The sequence below is a fragment of the Nostoc sp. GT001 genome (assembly GCF_030382115.1).
Lineage (GTDB): Bacteria > Cyanobacteriota > Cyanobacteriia > Cyanobacteriales > Nostocaceae > Nostoc.
In genome coordinates, this window is sequence record NZ_JAUDRJ010000003.1 from 2,701,878 (window position 1) to 2,718,513 (window position 16,636).

The window sequence follows — 16,636 nt, forward strand, 5'->3', positions numbered from 1 at the left end:
CCGATATATCGTGCCTGTACACACATTAACTACTAAAAGTTAGGGAAATTAAGTAAACAATTATACTCAGACCTTACCCCCTGTCAATTCAGGGGATTGGATGTGTAAACACACCATCTACACCCCATAAGAATTGAGGGAAAGGGTGTAAGGATAGGGGAAATGGCACACCTGCTTGCTGCCGCTAGCTATTCAAGGCTTGTCGGATTGAGCAATCAAGTCGCCTTCTCAAGCAAACTATACGCTGGTAGCCTTGAGAGTATCAAAAAAATCCAGGTTAAGCTAGAGAAGAGAATTAGAGTCAGCTTGTACGCCCTAGTGGGTCAAGAGCAATACTAAATCTCAGGTGGCAATATTATAATTTTGGCATTGTCCTTACTCCATGCTGCGAATTATTACTCAGCAGGCAGACGTTAGAGCAGAACTACAACGGATCTGCGATCGCACCCATGACGAACAGGTACTTCACAAAGAAGCAACGGTGCGGGAAATTTTGCAAGCAGTGAAGCGCCAAGGCGACAAAGCTGTATTGCATTACACGGCCGAATTTGACAAACAAACCCTAAAAGCAGAAGAACTCCGAGTTACAGGCTCGGAACTGGATGCAGCCTATCAGCAGGTATCAAAGGAGTTGTTGAGTGCAGTTCGGCTAGCTTGCCGCCAAATTGAAGCGTTTCATCGTCAGCGAGTACCAAAAAGCTGGGTACACTTTGGTGACGATGAAGTAGTACTGGGCAAACGCTACACTCCTGTAGACCGAGCCGGGTTGTATGTGCCTGGTGGCCGTGCCGCCTATCCCAGTACAGTGCTGATGAATGCAATTCCGGCTCATGTTGCTGCTGTACCGCACGTGGTGATGGTAACACCACCAGTTCCAGGNGGTGCAATTAATCCCGCAGTCTTGGTAGCTGCCCAAGAAGCAGGGGTGCAAGAAATTTATCGTATTGGGGGCGCACAAGCGATCGCCGCTTTAGCTTATGGTACAGAAACGATTCCGAAAGTGAATGTGATTACTGGCCCTGGTAACATTTATGTCACCCTAGCGAAAAAACTTGTCTACGGCACTGTCGGTATTGATTCTTTGGCAGGCCCCAGCGAAGTGCTGGTAATTGCCGATGAAACAGCAAATCCGGTGCATGTCGCTGCTGACTTGCTGGCCCAAGCCGAACACGATCCAATGGCGGCAGCGATTTTGCTGACGACAGATGCTGCTTTGGCGAAAAACGTGCAATTAGCCTTGGAAAGACAGCTAGTAGATCATCCACGGCGAATAGACACAGAAAAAGCGATCGCTCACTACGGCTTAATTATTGTTGTGGAATCGCTCGAAGCAGCAGTAGAACTCTCGAATGAATTTGCCCCCGAACATCTGGAATTAGAAATCAAAGACCCTTGGGCACTCTTACCACAGATTCGTCATGCTGGGGCAATCTTTTTGGGTTACTCAACACCAGAAGCTGTAGGAGACTATTTGGCAGGCCCTAATCATACCTTGCCAACTTCTGGTGCTGCCCGCTATGCCTCAGCATTGGGTGTTGAAACTTTCCTTAAACACTCTAGTATTATTCAATACTCCCAAACCGCACTGCAAAATGTGGCTGGTGCTATTGATGTGCTAGCAACAGCAGAGGGTTTACCTTCCCATGCTGATTCAGTCCGACGCCGAATTCAGCAAGAAGAGTGATTTGGAATGCTTAATTTTTTCTGATAAGCCAGTGCTGAGTAAAAATCCCAGTCCCTAGAACATTTTTATACGTGGCTGTGAAACTCGTTTGATTGGGACTGGCTTGAGTCACGCTTTCAGTCTCCACAAGTCGGACATTGCCAATAGACAGTAGTTTAGAGGAGAGGAAAAGCCTCTCCCATAAACTCATGAAAAGCTTCTCCAGAAAAGTTGCTATAACCCGTTCTTATTAAAGTTTCGTAAAGCTCACTGACCTATGGCGTAGCTTTAAATCTATAAACTAAGTATCAGATAAAAAATTAGTTTAGTGTCACTGCCGACTAATTTTGCTAGATACTTATGTATGTAAGGGGTCTACTCTTTAGGAGACGAGAGCAGTGCTAAATAGTGTTTTGGTAGCTCTGGACGGTTCGGATATCTCAGAACGAGTAATTCAAGCTTTAGATAATTTGGTGTTTTCAAAAGACGCCAAGGTTATTCTCTGTCATGTGTTTCTCACACCAGAGTCAGAAATGGAACTACCTGCTGATCGCCCTCAGCCAGAGTCCCCAACGTTTTCTTATTTTCATATTGAAAAGCAACTCCAACTATATCAGGAAAAGTTATCAGCCAGAAGTGAGTTAGAGTTAGTAACTGGCGATCCCGCTGAAGAGATTATTCGTCTTGCCAATATTTATAAAGCTGACTTGATCGTAATTGGTAGTCGAGGCTTGATGGGGATGAAACGAATTGTTCAGGGTTCTGTTAGCAGTCAAGTTGTAGAAGAGGCTAATTGTTCAGTATTGGTTGTAAAACCAAGGTAAAGATTTGCAAAGGGAAGCAATGGCTATAACTAGCCCAAAACTAACCTTTGAGGAATACCTGAAATAGATGGCACTGATACGCGCTATGAATTGGTCAATGGAGAACTAATTCCTATGAGTCTGGGAAGTGGTCAACATGGTGCATTAGGGTTTAAGAATTTCAACCTATGCAATTCTGTGTTCTCTGCGTCTGAGGTGGTTAGACAAATTGCTTTGAAACTGCAAAGTCACAGAGGAGGACACTTGCATGAGCGGATTTCCCTACTTGAGCAAAGTGTCCGTGGCACAGAGAGAAAAAAGAGATTTTTCGAGTCACCTTGAAAGGGCTAGCCATAGAGACCAGGAAAATCCCCTTTCTATGTTCAGTCGATTCAACGTTCTTGAGTTGCTAAAAACTGACGCAAGCTCAACAAGCTGAGTGTTTGACCCAAATTCAAGGGCAAAATTGAAATTCCTTCCAAGCGGGACTGTACCCAACCTTCTCCCCAGTACCATTCGTGGAACCCATCAATGCCTCCACTGAGTACTAAGCGTAGGCAATTGGATTTGACAACGTTTACCTGATGATGAATCGCGACTGGCCCAGTCCAGGTTGTAAACTGGAATCCAGGAAGCAGTTTTTCTGGCATACCTGGCGCAAAACGTTGCCCTAAAAGCCATTTTTTTAGTTGCACGGGATGCAGGAGACTGTCACGAATTGCATCCGTTGATGCTTCGATTTCGATCCGCAGTTGGCTTTGTTGAAAATTACCCAGCATTTTTATCGAATTACCTAAAGANNNGACATCGCTATTTCTAATATTGCAAATAGTTTTTGTCATTAGTCATTAGTCCTTTGTCCTTTGCAAAGAACTAATGACCAATACTTCTCTACAAGAGGCTACGCCCGAAGCGAAGCTATGCCGCAGGCTTTACGACTACGCGGTAGTTGAGCGCAGTCGAAACTCAGTACAAGTGACCAATGACAGCCATTTATTTGCGTAACACCCCACTACGTTACTTTTCTTGCAGCAGAGAACTTAGAATAGAAAAAGTGAACTTGTTAAGAAATGTAAGGTTATTCATGGCGGATCAGTTAATTCGTGCAACAGCAGCCGAAGGTGGAATTCGTGCCGTAGGTGTGGTCACCACACGTTTAACAGAAGAAGCACGGCAGCGCCATAAGCTTTCTTATGTGGCAACAGCAGCACTGGGTCGGACTATGGCGGCGGGCTTGTTAATGGCTTCTAGTATGAAGCGAACTGGATCGAGGGTGAATGTCCGCGTAAAGGGCGATGGCGCTTTGGGTGGCATATTAGTAGATGCAGGCTTAGATGGTACGGTACGCGGATATGTTGGGAATCCATCTATAGAATTGCCTCCTAATGCCAAAAGTAAGTTAGATGTTGGTGGTGCTGTTGGTGGCGGCTACCTCTACGTTGTGCGAGATATCGGTTATGGTTATCCTTACTCTAGTACGGTAGAACTAGTTTCTGGCGAAATTGGTGATGATGTCGCTCATTATCTGGTGAATTCTGAACAAACACCTTCGGCTTTAGTTTTAGGTGTGTTCGTGGGAGCAACCGGAGTAACTGCTGCGGGAGGATTACTGGTACAAATATTGCCCAAAGCCGCTAGAGACGAAGCCTTAGTAGAAACATTGGAATCACGGGTAGCTGGTCTAGCAGGATTTACGCCATTATTGCAAGCTGGCAAGACGTTACCTGAAATCTTTGGTGACTTATTGGGAGATATGGGGTTGGAAATCTTTTCCGAACGCCAAATGTTGCGCTTTCACTGTGGTTGCTCTTTCGATCGCGTTTTGGGGGCACTGAAGATTTTGGGAGAAGCTGAACTGCAAGATATGATTATTAAGGATGATGGTGCTGAAGCAACTTGCGACTTTTGCGGCAACGTCTACCAGGCAAGTAGCGATCAGTTAGCTCAACTAATTTCCGATTTGCAAGCCGAATCTGCTGTTTAAGGATAAAGTATAAAATAGCACTGATTTTTGAGATTGATAATGGTACTCTGTGGAGAGAGATAATCAAAAAAGTAGCTTTTTAATGATGAGAAAGTTACTATGTCAACAATGGAATTATCAACCTAAAACAGAGCGCTATTCAATTATTTTGGTGTGAGAGATGACAGAGCGGGATATTCCAGACAGTTGGTCTTCAGCCAGTGGAAGAGAGCCAGATCAAAACAAAAGATTATCCCGAACAGAAAAATTCGGTGAAACTCAGCCATTTGATGTCCCAGCTACTGGTTCTACCTCCAAGTCAGTGAAGCGGCGAAAAAAAAACCATACGAAAGGATTACCTATAAATAGTAATTCAGAAGAAACTGCCCAACTCAATAGTACTTCTGGAAAATGGCCACGCTGGATGAAAAGCTGGACATTGTGGCTAGTACTACTAATGTTGATTCCCGGCAGTGTCGGATTCTTGGCAATGGCAATGCTGCTAAAGTTGCCAACTGCCCCTAATTGCCCATCGATTTTTTGGCCGCTAGCTAGTGCTTCTGTGCGGTTGCATTGCGCTCAGTTAGCGGCTTCTAAGCAAACAGTGAACGACCTATTGCAAGCGATCGCTCTGGTGAAGCAACTACCACAAAATCACCCGTTGCATGGAGAAATCGATCGTTTCATCGAAGAATGGTCGCGGGATATTTTGAAGCTAGCCGATCAAAGTTTCCAAACAGGGAATTTAGAGGAAGCGATCGCGACTGCTCGTAAGATACCCGAAGATGTAGCAGCTTATAAATTAGTCAATGAACAAGTTGACAAATGGCAGTCGATTTGGTCAAAGGCTGAAGCCACATACAACGGTGCGATCGCCGAAGTAAAGGAACGGCGCTGGCAATCGGCGTTCATGTTATCCGCTAAAATGCTGCGCGTAGACAATCAATATTGGGCGGGTATCAAATACGACCAATTGAATCGTCTAATTGCCACAGCACGGGAAGATGGCGATAAGTTAGGAAAAGCCGAAAGTTTAGCAAACAGCAAAGTAGTCGATAATATCCTAAAAGCGATCGAGTTAGCCGAGTCCATTGGGCAGGAAAGTTACCTTTACCAAAAAGCTCAGGAAGCGGTTCCAGCATTTGGACGCAAAATGCTGGAATTGGCACAGGCGAAACTAGACAAGCAGGATGCGGATGAAGCACTGAATATTGCTAGGCAAATACCGGAAAGTACGAAACTACAAGGCGAAACTGATGACTTTATTGCCATAGCTGACGCCAAAAGGAGTGCTTGGATCGGTAATGTTTCTGGTTTAGAGGCAGCGATCGCGCAAGCGCAACAAATAGATCCCTCCAGACCAGTGTATAACGAAGCACAGCAACTAATTGCCCGTTGGCAGTTGGAAATTGAAGATGTTGCCCATCTAGAAAAAGCGAGAATATTGGCTAGCCAGGGAACAGTCCCGAATTTAACAGCAGCGATCGCCCAAGTACAGCTGATTCCTGCTAGTAATCCCAGAGGCGCAGAAGCAAGGCAAGAGATCGGTCGCTGGAATGCCCAAGTGGAGACAATTGAAGATCAACCTTACTTAGATCGCGCCGATCAGATAGCAATATTCGAGGATATTAACTCCTTGCAAGCTGCGATCGCCCAGGCGAGCGAAATTCGTAGAGGTCGTGCATTATATCCAGAAGCACGGAAAAAAATTCGTACTTGGGTAGGAAAGATTGAGCGAATTCAAGACCAACCTTACCTAGATCAAGCACAAGAACTGGCTCAGAGTGGAAATCTCACCGCCGCCATTAGCACAGCTCAACAAATAGCCTCATCGGGAAGGGCGCTTTCACAAGAAGCACAAGCTGCGATCAATGACTGGGAAGGGCAAATTCGCACTAGAGAAAACTGGAAAAAAGCCCAGGAAGTGGGTGCGGCTGGCACTCCAGAAGCCTTGGTTGAGGCAATACGACTGGCGGATCGAGTTTCAAACAATAGCATCTTACGTATGGATGCAAATCAGGCTATTGACCAATGGAGTCAGCAATTGCTAGAAATAGCACGCACTCAAGGTCAGTCTGATATTGCTAGAGGCATTGACATTGCCAAATCGGTTCCACGCGGTAGTGCTGCTTACAGTGCAGCGCAAGAGCAAATTAAGACTTGGGAGGATTTTCTCAATCCTCAACCCGAACCTCAGCCTCAGCCTTCGTCTGTGCCTGAATCTCTACCATTTCCCCGCTCAACTACTATTAATGGTCAGTGATCGTCTATTAGAGCAATTTTCGAGTCAATAGAAGACAGTCTGGCTACTCACTAAGCATCTCAATATCACCGATAGTGAGCAGTATTACTAATCTTTATCCTCAGTAAGCTCGACTTTATCCAAAATTAAAAACTTGGCTTTCTTTATTCGGCAAAAACCCTGGCTTTTTGGCAAATACTTTTTCCACGTCACAGATTATGGATGAAGTTAAAAAAGTAAAACTACCGTCCCACAAAGGTTTCAGCGATAGTGTTCGCGTTGCAAAAAAATGGATAAAGTCGAGGTAAGAGGTTGTTTGAAAAGTTGTAAAGTATATATACTCAAAATCTCTCTCTCAGCCTCTCCCCAAAAGGTCGAGAGGATTAAAAAAAACTCCATTCCATGCAAGAGAATGGAGTCCAGGAAGAGTTAGTTTTTCGAGACTTAGATGTTACAAAAATACTTTTCAAACATCCTATCCTTGAAGATGTTAAGTTTTCTTACTGAAATAATCACGACGCTATGACCAGAGACAATCTAGGATTAAACTCTTTAGCCTAACCAAATCTTCAATTCTTAACTGGGTTTCTGCCAAGCGGATTTCTGCCAAGTGGATTTCTGCCAAATAGCTTGATGATGGTTTCAGCAAATTCTTTATTGTCGTAAAATTCATGCATCAAAGTAATAGGTTGGGAATAAAGTTGATCGCTGGAAAAGATCGACTTCCAATCTAGTTGGGTGTTATTAACAACTCCAACATCTTTCATCTTTTTGAGGAATTCGTAAGCAATCAACCCTTGACCAATGGCAGATGGATGAATCCCATCTAAACTAAATAGTCCACCTTGCCGTAGTCGTCCAGTTGTGTCTGCGTGGTAGTATTTTGTATTGACCTGGGGATAGGCAAACTTGAATTCTTCTGGGAATTCATACTGCACTTGTCCGGCATTTCGCTTGAAGGCAATTTGTTGTAAAGCATTGGCGAGATCGACAATATGATAGCGTGGTTGCGAATACTGACTGTTCTTAGTCTTGACGAGTTCTTTGATTACTTTATTGTATCTGCGAATACAGTCATCTATGTAGAGGGCATCTTGTAGCGTCAGGTATAAGGTTCCGGTCTCTCGAACCGTATCCTCTTCAAAGGGGAAATAAGTGTAGTATTTGTAGTAAGATGAAGGTTTATCCTCTCCCGGTACATCAATTTCAGTAGTTGAACCTACGCCTTTTGCCAATGGCGCAATAGTTACAAGCGGTACTGTCCCAATGAAGACATTCCAATTAGGGTTGGTGTTGTTTTGCATGATTCCATCAACCCGATTGAGCAATTCTCGATATTCAGCCTCGAAATCATTGGGATGCCACAGGTTCCATTGTTCTCTTACCTCACGGAATGATTTGGGATTTTGAGCTGGGTTGTTAAGAGTCTGATCTGGGTCATTGGGAGTTTGATTAATTTGTAAACCGATCACAGTTCCAAGTGCATTGTTTGCTCCTAACCAGAGAATTAAATTCTCAACTCCCTCTAGAGCGGTTGCATGATGGTTCAACCAATCAAGTTGGCTATAGTCGTTAAAAAGAGGATTTAAAGACGGGTTGAGAACTTTAAGTGCAATTCGATAGAAGGCAGCATTGGGCAGAGTCAAGAAACCAGGCTTGCCATCTCCCTTGTCGTTACTAAGTTTAATTTGATACTTGCAGATATTGGGTGTTATCATCCAAGAATCAGCAATATCAAAGCCCTGAATTGCTACATTGTGGAAGAATTCACTTCCTCCTGGATAAGGCTGTTCAGCACTACCTGCTCCCCGTTCAAAGAAATCTTCAGTTTCATCAAGTACACTCTCAAAAGTTGGCAATATGGTCAGCCAATCTAGGGCGTTGATATCTGAGCCATATCTTTTTTCCAAACGTCGTAGAATCTTCTCAATATTGGCTGGTAGGCCGCCCATAAACCATTCAGGATATAGATATTGAGTACCAACTGCTTGCCCCATTGACCTAGCAATCAAAGTTGAAAAACAAAGGTCTGTCCGGGCTGCTGCCAAAGACATAAAGCCTTGAGAAACACTGTCGCCAATTGTAAAAAGCCTCATTTAATACCTTTTAAATTATTTCTTTGCGTGTAAATACTATGAAAAAAATCTTAATCCCAAAAGTATATTCGGAATTTGACTATAGACTATATTTTAATTTTAAAAAGTTTTAATTTATAATTTTGGAGGAGCGTACAAGTCAATACGTTTAGGTTAAGAAAAATTGCACTTACTGTCTTGAATATTAGCAAAGCCCAATATAACCAAGGTATTTGTTGGGCTTTGCTCGTCAAACGCCACTTGACGTGAGAATAAACTGCTGTCAGAGATTCTACGCGAATAAGTTGACGAAACTAACAGCACTTGCTTCTTTGAAAGGAAGACGGTGGGCGTAGCTTGCTTAGACATCTTGCAACAGTAGCTTTTGCAAGATGGTAGGGTAAGGGAAAATTTCATACCTTTACCCTTTTCCCCACAATCCATTGACTTCAGGTGTGAGATGAGCTTAAAGTCTTTATTCGCCGATCGCTTCTCCCCATTCCTTAATGACTGAAAATATTGATGAGTAATCATCATCAGCAAATGACATTTTTACGGCTGTTTGCAAGATTTGCCGCACTCCTTTAATACTGCTAAGATCCAAACTTTGAGATTTTGCTTCTGAGATAAATAATTCCGTATCTTTAAGTAAGTATTTTGTAGGAAAATTAGCATCGGCATAATTGCCACATAACATCAGTTGTAGCTTTTTGTCAAAGATAGGTGCGTAGAAGGAACTGTCGCGTAAGATTTGCATAAACACATCCACATCTACACCTTGACGCTGGACAAAAGCTAGACTCAGAGCAAAGCTAGTTGTTAGAGAAGCTATTAGTTGATTTAGTGCCAATTTAAGCGCCGCCGCAGATCCCACTGGCCTGATAAGTAAAGGTTCTGCCCCAAAATTTTGGAGTAACTTCAAGTGATGTTCGTATTGTTCTGGCTCGGCCCCTACCATAACACTCAATTTACCAGCTTTTGCTTCTGGGATACCCCCTAATACGGGCGCTTCTAAATACTCACCACCACCCCCAACAACTGCATCTCTAATTTCCTGGCTTTCTGTGGGCGTAATTGTTCCCATTTGGATGATTGTGCGCCCTTTCAAAGTTTGCCAAGCAGTATCTGAAAGCAACACGTTATAAATGGCTGGGGCATTAGTCAGCATGAGAATTATACACTCAGCAGCACGAATGGCGTGGCGGGGATGTGTAGCAATTTCAGCCCCAGCTGCTTGTAGTGGTGCTAATTTTTCTGGGGTACGATTGTAGACAATTAGCTGTATATCTGCGGCTAATAACCTTTGAGCCATTGGTAGTCCCATCAGTCCAGTTCCCAGAAATGCCACCTTCATTTTTTATGTTCCTTTAATACAGCGTCACCAATAGCGTTGGCGTAGCGTCTCTATGATAGGGTGCGCCAACGCTTAGAGCGAGTCATTGAGCTTTCATAGCCCATCGTGAACATCGCATTGTTTGATTCAAATTTAGTTGGGAAGTAGTTGTTTGAAATTTAAAATACAGTCATAAATCCCAGTTTTCTTACTTCCTAACTCTGGCAATCAACCACCAAGCAGCAAAAGTCAACATAATTATCACTGAAAGTAATATACCAGGGGTAAGTAGTGTTACTAGCATTAACAGGTCATGAGTGGACATAATTATTACTTTGGTAGTGTGTTTAACTTTACTGTAATCACTGTTATGCTAGTCCAAATAAGACTGATACTGCATTCTTAAATAGAGTTTTAACTTTTCAAATTTACGCTTACTCTGGCAGGATCAATCCTTTTAATGGTTGAGATATTTCTGTATTGTCCAGATTTTTGCCCTGAATTAAGACTCCAAAGCCGCCGAGTCCTGTGGGATCTAGAAGTTGGTGTAGTGCGTTCCGATGCTGTAGTAACTGCGAGAGAGGTTCCTTTTGCTCGGAAAGGGCTGCAATACGATCGCCTAATCCCAACGCCATCAAAAATAATCCCTGCTGGATAAAACCAACATTTTTTAAATTGCACTTCTCGCCCCAGCGTTCCAAAACCGTAAAGTCAACATGGGCAGTGATATCTTGTCGCCCAATATTGATATAAGGGTTGTCATGGAAACGGTGCTGATAATAGCACTGTAGCGTTCCCTGCGATCGCCTGGGATTGTAGTAACGGCTGGCGGGGTAGCCATAATCAATTGTTAACACATAGCCGCGCTGCAAGCGGTCTGCTACTATACTCAACCAGTTTAGAGCAGCTAAATTAATTTCACTACGGTAGCCATCTGGATATGCACTTTGGGTAAAGTTCATTTCCACTAAGTCTAAATATTCAGCTAGTTGGGGCGTTGAAGGTTCCCCTGTGACTTCCACAAATGATGAGCAGATTTCTTTCTCATTACTATCTGTAGTTACATAAATTTCTCGGAGTTCTCCCGTTTCTAGGATGAATTGATGCACGGGGAAAGCATCTACTAACTCGTTAGAGAAAAAGCAACCTGCGATCGCATTTGGTGGTATTTCCTCTAAATTACACCAACGCACAGGTAAATCTTGCAAGCGTTGCTGCTGTTCTTGTCTTAAAGTTGGGGACTTTTCAACAATAATGTACTCTAGGGCGGTAAAAAAATCTGGGGAGTGCTGTTGATGATATTTAAGGATATGCAAAGCTAGCAATCCTTGACCTGCTCCCATTTCTACCAGAGAAAAGGTTACAGGCTTTCCTAAAATCTCCCACATCTGAAAAAATTGTTCTGCTAGTAACTCACCAAAGTCAGCACAGAGGTTAGGAGAGGTGAAAAAATCACCACCTTTAAAGCCAATTTTGAGTGCATCGCTGGAATAGTAGCCGTATTCAGGGTGGTATAGTGCCAAATCCATGAATTGGGCGAAAGTAATTCGTTGCTGAGGATTGGTGGTAATATGATTTGCGATCACCGCACACAGCAAAGCATTGGAATCCATAAAATCTTTCATTGTGGTTTTAGCCTGCTGCTCGTAGTAATCTTTTATAGGCAGCAGTAGCTTCAGTATGCAAAGGCTCAGTCTGATAGTGCAAACAAAGCAACCCAGAGGTATCGAAGAGCATCAACCCTCCTCGTGGTTACTGGCATACTCTCTCACCAAATCTGCATCAATGCTCTCATTGTTCAAATCAACGGTGTGTTCGAGATTAAGTGCCCCAAAATGGCGTTCAAATCTGGCTCGTGCTGTCTCCTTTTGTGCTTCAGACAGTAACAATTTAAAAACTTGCCCAAACTGTTGCTCTAGCAACGTTGCAGCTAGCCGTTCAGGAGGAACACCAATTGCCTCAGCCTGTCGCTGAATTGCGGCGAAAATCTGATCGTTCAGTTCCACTGTCAGAAGGTGAGTCATAGAAGTATGGAACATAGCTAGAGGCTATGGTAATTATAGCTTTGCTTGTTTGAAGCCCGAATTAGTAAAACCCTTACGCAATGGTAATTACAATTACGTAAACCCTGCGGCATAGCTTTGCTTAGAGCGTAGCGCGGCGTTCGCAATACATTGGTTTCCACTTAACGCGAAACCTCACGTCTGCCAGGGATTGTAAATCCCTGTCTCATAGCTAAAGTCCTCTTCAGAGGACTTTAGAGCGCGAAAATTTTCAGTCTACTTCAGTAGACTTGAGCAATTAGTCTCTTAATTATATTCCCTGGCGGGTGAACAACACCTAATCAGTACGCTATTTTTGGTTTAAGTTGACACGCATGATTCGCAATAGCAGCCCATTACGAATTAACACTCTTTTATTACTCTGAAAAAATAAAATATTTGTAGTAGCGCGGCAAGTTTAAAATATTGGGTTTATAAGTGTGAAATAACCAAAACTTAACTATGGTTGATTACTTAACCCCACAAATTAGACTAGACGCGTTACTACGCCTAGATTTATAAAAACTAATTACAACACAGGTTTCTAATTTTTATCTCATGAGAGTCATAAAACAGCGTTAAGCATTCGTGTAGCGTCTTGTAGAGAAGCAGTACTAGCCACTCACCAACGACACCAGCACGCCATTGGGATCGCGGACACGAGCAATCATTTGTCCCCCAGGTTGACTTTTAGGAGCATCTAATGCTTTTGCACCAGCCCCGATCGCTCTCATGTAAGCACTGCCAACATCAGGAGTAATAAATGATATTTGGATTAATGCTGGTGGTTGTGTAGCATCATTGGGATGGCAGCCACCAGGAAATAACTTCTGTGCCTCGCTACTAGAGGAGAAAGCTAGTGTGGTGTTTCCGGTTTCGATTTCCGCCCAGATAGATTGTCCCTTATCCACGAGAGTGCGACGAACCAGACCAAAGGCTTTTTCGTAAAACTCAACGGTTTTAACTACATCGTCTACCCAAATAACCGTGTAAGCAAATTTCACAGTTCTTTCTCCTTAACTAAAAAAATCAGTGTTGGCAAGGATTTCTGCTACTTAACTGTATGCGATTTGAATACACAGTGACTTAACTCTCCAAAATATTACGATCCGTTGCTAGAGTTTGTGCCCCTGCTTGCATCATTTCTATATCTGATGCCGACCAATAATGAGGCCCTTGACAGTGATGTGCTACTAGTAATCCCCATAATTTTCTAGGGATGACAATTGGTGCAACCAAGTTGGCGCGAACCTGCATATTGCGGAGAAAATCTCGGTGACAAGGCTGGATTGGCTCTAATTCAATATCAGCGATCGCCTTTACCCGTCCTGCTAAGTATAAAGCAGCATACTCGCTGTTAAAACAATCATCTGGGCCAGTGGAACCAAGTATTGAAAATTCTTTAGAACTTAAAGATTCAAAAGTCACTTGTCCTTGCCACTGCCCGTAAAAATAATACAACACCACCCGATCAACCTGAAGCGACTCTCTGAGTTGATTGGTCGTTTGCCGCACTAACTCATCGCGCTGCATTGATCTAACAAGGCGATCGAGCAAATTTTGCAAACCCTGTTCACGGCGATCGCGGCTATGGTTAAATTCGGAGAGAGGATGAATTTTCACGGTTCTAATATGACGACTAAGTAAATGCTGCCGGATTTATATAGTAATTTATTACACTTTATTTAAATACATTATTGTATTGATAGCAGCAATTCAATTTTAACGAAACACAATAGTAGTAAACCTCTCGGTAAATTTTAAATAAATTATTAAGAAGTTGCAATTTTTAATTAATCTGTACTAAGGATGATTCCAAATTATAAATTTAGTGTTAAAAATATTAGAATTTTACAGATAATATGTATCTTGAGTTTTTTATAGCATAAATTATTTATTGCGATCTAATCTGCGAGTTTTCACCAAATCACAAGTCAATTTGTATTCACAGTTACATAAAATCATCAGCAAACATAGTTTGGATAAGACCAAAACCCTTGTAGAGACGGCGATTTATCGCGTCTCAAAAACCCAAGCGTATTGCCAGCTATCTTTGCTTTAATGAGTTAATGCAACTCTTTGTGATTCTGCAAACATTGAGGCAAAATTACGATAAGCCTCTAATGCTGCTTCTTTAACTGTTGCATTCACAATGGGAAATGTTGTGAGGATGTAGCTAAATTCATCTTCGGTTAAACCGTAAAGGTGTGCTACCATTCCATCGAGTTCGGCGCGTAATTTGGCGCGTTCTGCTTCGTCGGTAACGTCTTGTTGATGGGAACCTAAACCGACTTCTTGCGCGAGTTCGTCAAATTCTGGTGTGGTGCAGATGAGTTTGGCGGCGCGTTGTACAATATCGTTGAAGCTGCGATCGTTTTTTGTTAAACGTGGAACGGGTGTTGCATATACGAAAAAAAATGAAAGATGATTAGTAATACTTCGTCTTAAATATGCATCTATAATAAACGAATTCATTATTGTACAAATATAAAGTTTTTCAGCATTGCTGATTAATTGGTAATTAGGGTTAATTTTTCCGTTTTCGACACGAACATCATAAACTTGCTCTAGAGAAACTGTATGCGGGCAAAAAACATTTTTTGGCAATATAGTCATAATCATAGAACGCTCATTAGTGCTAGCAGTTACGTCACGAAAAGCTAGCCTATAAGATTGATAATCAAGAAATATTTGTACACCATCAGATACTTTAATAGAAAATTCTTTACTAATTTTATCTATGTATTTTTGACGTGGTGATAATAACTGTTTAGCTGCTTCAGTTTCATTAAGCCAATACTTAGGTTCACTCCATTTATGAATGAATTGGTGAAATACTTTACCTTCATAGAGTGGTAGCATCTCTGTTTTTTGTTCTTTAAAATAGAGATGACTATCATTTGTCATATCAAACTCACGGGTTAAACGTAAATTCCACTTATCATCTATTTTTTTACCCAACAAAGGGAACTTAAGCATTTTCTGAGAAATGCGGATATCTAATGCATTTTTAAACTCCATTACAGATAGCGAATGTTCTTGCAATTCATGGCGCATAAATGCAGATGCAAACTCAGTTGTTGTACTACCTTTAACAAAAGTAAGAACAACTATTTTAAAACTGCGATGAACACCTTCAAAAATTTCTTTACGATTTTCAAGACAGAATAAACCAGTCACTTTAGTTTGACTAAACAACATCTCCCGCAATTGCTTAGTCCCCAAATCAGTGTAGATACCACTAGGAATTACAATTCCACACTCACCGCCTAAACGCAAAAGATTAAAACATTGTTCTGTAAACAGCTTATAGAGATTAATATCCGTACCTGCTTTTTTACCATTCACTACAGAAATCTGATTTTTATACTGTTCAGATGAACGATAATAAGCACTGACATAAGGATATTGACTTTGATATTCTAACCAAGCACTTGCAATTATTGGATTTTGTAATAGTTTATTTTGTTCTTTCTCAAAATCCTTAATATCCATCTTGTTCTTTGTCACAAGTTCATTATGCTGTGCAAAGAACTCTTTCGCCTGTGGCTTAAATATTTCCCACGGCGGATTAGTAATAATCGCATCAAAGCCACCGCGTTCTAAAACCTCATTAAAATGATAACCCCAGTGAAACGGCTTCAAAGCTGCAATATCCTCAACCTTCAAAACCCGCTTCTGTGATTTTCCAGTTAACTGAACTTCCTCATACTTGATACCCAAACGCTTACTAAACTCATCCAACAGCAAAAGATTTAACTTTTCTTGCGATTTTTTTTTGAGTTGTTCAATATTTCTGCGGATGTGTATCAATCGAGTATCTTTAGGTGTATCTGTATCGGGTAATTGTTTAGGTGAGAAAGCGTGTTCTTTGTACAACTCAACAGATTTATTCTTTTCTTCTAAAATCTTCTTATAATTATCTGCGGCTAAAAACTGTAATAGATTTCCTTGTAGTGAATTTCCCACTGCATCAACAGCAGTATCATCAACTTTAATTAAACCAATCAGCAAATTACCCGCCATAATATTAAAATCAATATTAGGCAAAGGCTCTAACTCTTCCACATCATTAGCAGAAGAAACCAACGCTAAGAAAAGACGCAGTTTAGCAATTTCTGTTGCTTCCTCCATGATATCTATACCATAGAGGTTATCAGAAACAATCCGCTTTTTGATAAAATAAGGTCGTGATGGATGGGAATTTTCTATCTCTTCAAGCTTATTTTTGAGAATGCCATCATCCATCAATTTAATTGTTCCGAACACCGCACTATAAACTTGGATGAGCGTCTTCATCGCCGCCACGAGAAAAGCACCAGAACCGCAAGCTGGGTCAAGAATTGATAAATTAGGAAGAATATCATCCATTAGTAGACGACAAACATTTGTATCCAGCTTGATAAGAAGTTCGTTAATATCCGTTTAGAAAATAAAAAAAACAGCATGGTAAATTTGCCACTCAGAAAATAAATCTGTGGCTCTAAAAATAAAGTCCGCGTTGGCGGACTTTAA

The 16,636-nt window shown here is 41.8% G+C and carries 12 protein-coding genes; 4 read left to right on the forward strand and 8 right to left on the reverse strand.

Annotated features, from left to right (window positions below; all coding sequences use genetic code 11):
• The first annotated feature begins 382 nt into the window (after positions 1-382).
• Both hisD and QUD05_RS14410 read left to right on the forward strand, forming a co-directional pair.
• Positions 383-1,684, forward strand: a complete 1,302-nt coding sequence (gene hisD / locus QUD05_RS14405) for a histidinol dehydrogenase (RefSeq protein ID WP_289796652.1) — start codon at positions 383-385, stop codon at positions 1,682-1,684.
• A 377-nt stretch (positions 1,685-2,061) separates the two neighbouring features.
• Entirely contained in the window at positions 2,062-2,487 is a 426-nt protein-coding gene (locus tag QUD05_RS14410; protein WP_289796653.1) for a universal stress protein, read from the forward strand.
• Between the two features lie 371 nt (positions 2,488-2,858).
• Here the strand turns inward: QUD05_RS14410 and QUD05_RS14415 are convergent, their stop codons facing one another.
• The gene (locus QUD05_RS14415; protein WP_289799969.1) at positions 2,859-3,245 is read right to left on the reverse strand and encodes a hypothetical protein; all 387 of its coding nucleotides are present in this window, start codon (positions 3,243-3,245) and stop codon (positions 2,859-2,861) included.
• A 305-nt stretch (positions 3,246-3,550) separates the two neighbouring features.
• Between QUD05_RS14415 and hslO the strand changes: the two genes are divergently transcribed.
• Positions 3,551-4,450, forward strand: a complete 900-nt coding sequence (gene hslO / locus QUD05_RS14420; RefSeq protein WP_289796654.1) for an Hsp33 family molecular chaperone HslO — start codon at positions 3,551-3,553, stop codon at positions 4,448-4,450.
• 160 nt (positions 4,451-4,610) lie between these two features.
• On the forward strand, positions 4,611-6,692 hold the full coding sequence (locus QUD05_RS14425) for a type 2 periplasmic-binding domain-containing protein (RefSeq protein WP_289796655.1): 2,082 nt from the start codon (positions 4,611-4,613) through the stop codon (positions 6,690-6,692).
• 548 nt (positions 6,693-7,240) lie between these two features.
• Here the strand turns inward: QUD05_RS14425 and QUD05_RS14430 are convergent.
• The 7 genes from QUD05_RS14430 to QUD05_RS14460 form a co-directional block, all read right to left on the reverse strand.
• Positions 7,241-8,767, reverse strand: coding sequence for a hypothetical protein (locus tag QUD05_RS14430; protein ID WP_289796656.1), 1,527 nt, complete (start codon positions 8,765-8,767; stop codon positions 7,241-7,243).
• A 454-nt stretch (positions 8,768-9,221) separates the two neighbouring features.
• Entirely contained in the window at positions 9,222-10,100 is an 879-nt protein-coding gene (locus tag QUD05_RS14435) for an NAD(P)-dependent oxidoreductase (RefSeq protein WP_289796657.1), read from the reverse strand.
• Positions 10,101-10,513: 413 nt separating this feature from the next.
• Complete coding sequence (locus QUD05_RS14440; RefSeq protein WP_289796658.1) at positions 10,514-11,692, reverse strand: class I SAM-dependent methyltransferase; 1,179 nt, start codon at positions 11,690-11,692, stop codon at positions 10,514-10,516.
• Between the two features lie 123 nt (positions 11,693-11,815).
• Positions 11,816-12,103 carry a hypothetical protein gene (locus QUD05_RS14445; protein WP_289796659.1) on the reverse strand — a complete coding sequence of 96 codons (288 nt, stop codon included), beginning with the start codon at positions 12,101-12,103 and terminating at the stop codon, positions 11,816-11,818.
• 632 nt (positions 12,104-12,735) lie between these two features.
• Positions 12,736-13,125, reverse strand: a complete 390-nt coding sequence (locus QUD05_RS14450; RefSeq protein ID WP_289796660.1) for a VOC family protein — start codon at positions 13,123-13,125, stop codon at positions 12,736-12,738.
• An 82-nt stretch (positions 13,126-13,207) separates the two neighbouring features.
• Positions 13,208-13,744: a GAF domain-containing protein gene (locus QUD05_RS14455; RefSeq protein ID WP_289796661.1), complete on the reverse strand. Its 537-nt coding sequence runs from the start codon at positions 13,742-13,744 to the stop codon at positions 13,208-13,210.
• Between the two features lie 435 nt (positions 13,745-14,179).
• Complete coding sequence (locus QUD05_RS14460) at positions 14,180-16,492, reverse strand: Eco57I restriction-modification methylase domain-containing protein (RefSeq protein WP_289796662.1); 2,313 nt, start codon at positions 16,490-16,492, stop codon at positions 14,180-14,182.
• Between the last annotated feature and the right edge of the window lie 144 nt (positions 16,493-16,636).

Bases quoted from the DNA above. Each gene is read 5' to 3' on its own strand.
- hslO (WP_289796654.1), top strand. From the start codon at position 3,551: ATGGCGGATCAGTTAATTCGTGCAACAGCAGCCGAAGGTGGAATTCGT.
- QUD05_RS14435 (WP_289796657.1), bottom strand. From the start codon at position 10,100: ATGAAGGTGGCATTTCTGGGAACTGGACTGATGGGACTACCAATGGCT.
- QUD05_RS14415 (WP_289799969.1), bottom strand. From the start codon at position 3,245: ATGCTGGGTAATTTTCAACAAAGCCAACTGCGGATCGAAATCGAAGCA.
- QUD05_RS14425 (WP_289796655.1), top strand. From the start codon at position 4,611: ATGACAGAGCGGGATATTCCAGACAGTTGGTCTTCAGCCAGTGGAAGA.
- QUD05_RS14445 (WP_289796659.1), bottom strand. From the start codon at position 12,103: ATGACTCACCTTCTGACAGTGGAACTGAACGATCAGATTTTCGCCGCA.
- QUD05_RS14440 (WP_289796658.1), bottom strand. From the start codon at position 11,692: ATGGATTCCAATGCTTTGCTGTGTGCGGTGATCGCAAATCATATTACC.
- QUD05_RS14430 (WP_289796656.1), bottom strand. From the start codon at position 8,767: ATGAGGCTTTTTACAATTGGCGACAGTGTTTCTCAAGGCTTTATGTCT.
- QUD05_RS14460 (WP_289796662.1), bottom strand. From the start codon at position 16,492: ATGGATGATATTCTTCCTAATTTATCAATTCTTGACCCAGCTTGCGGT.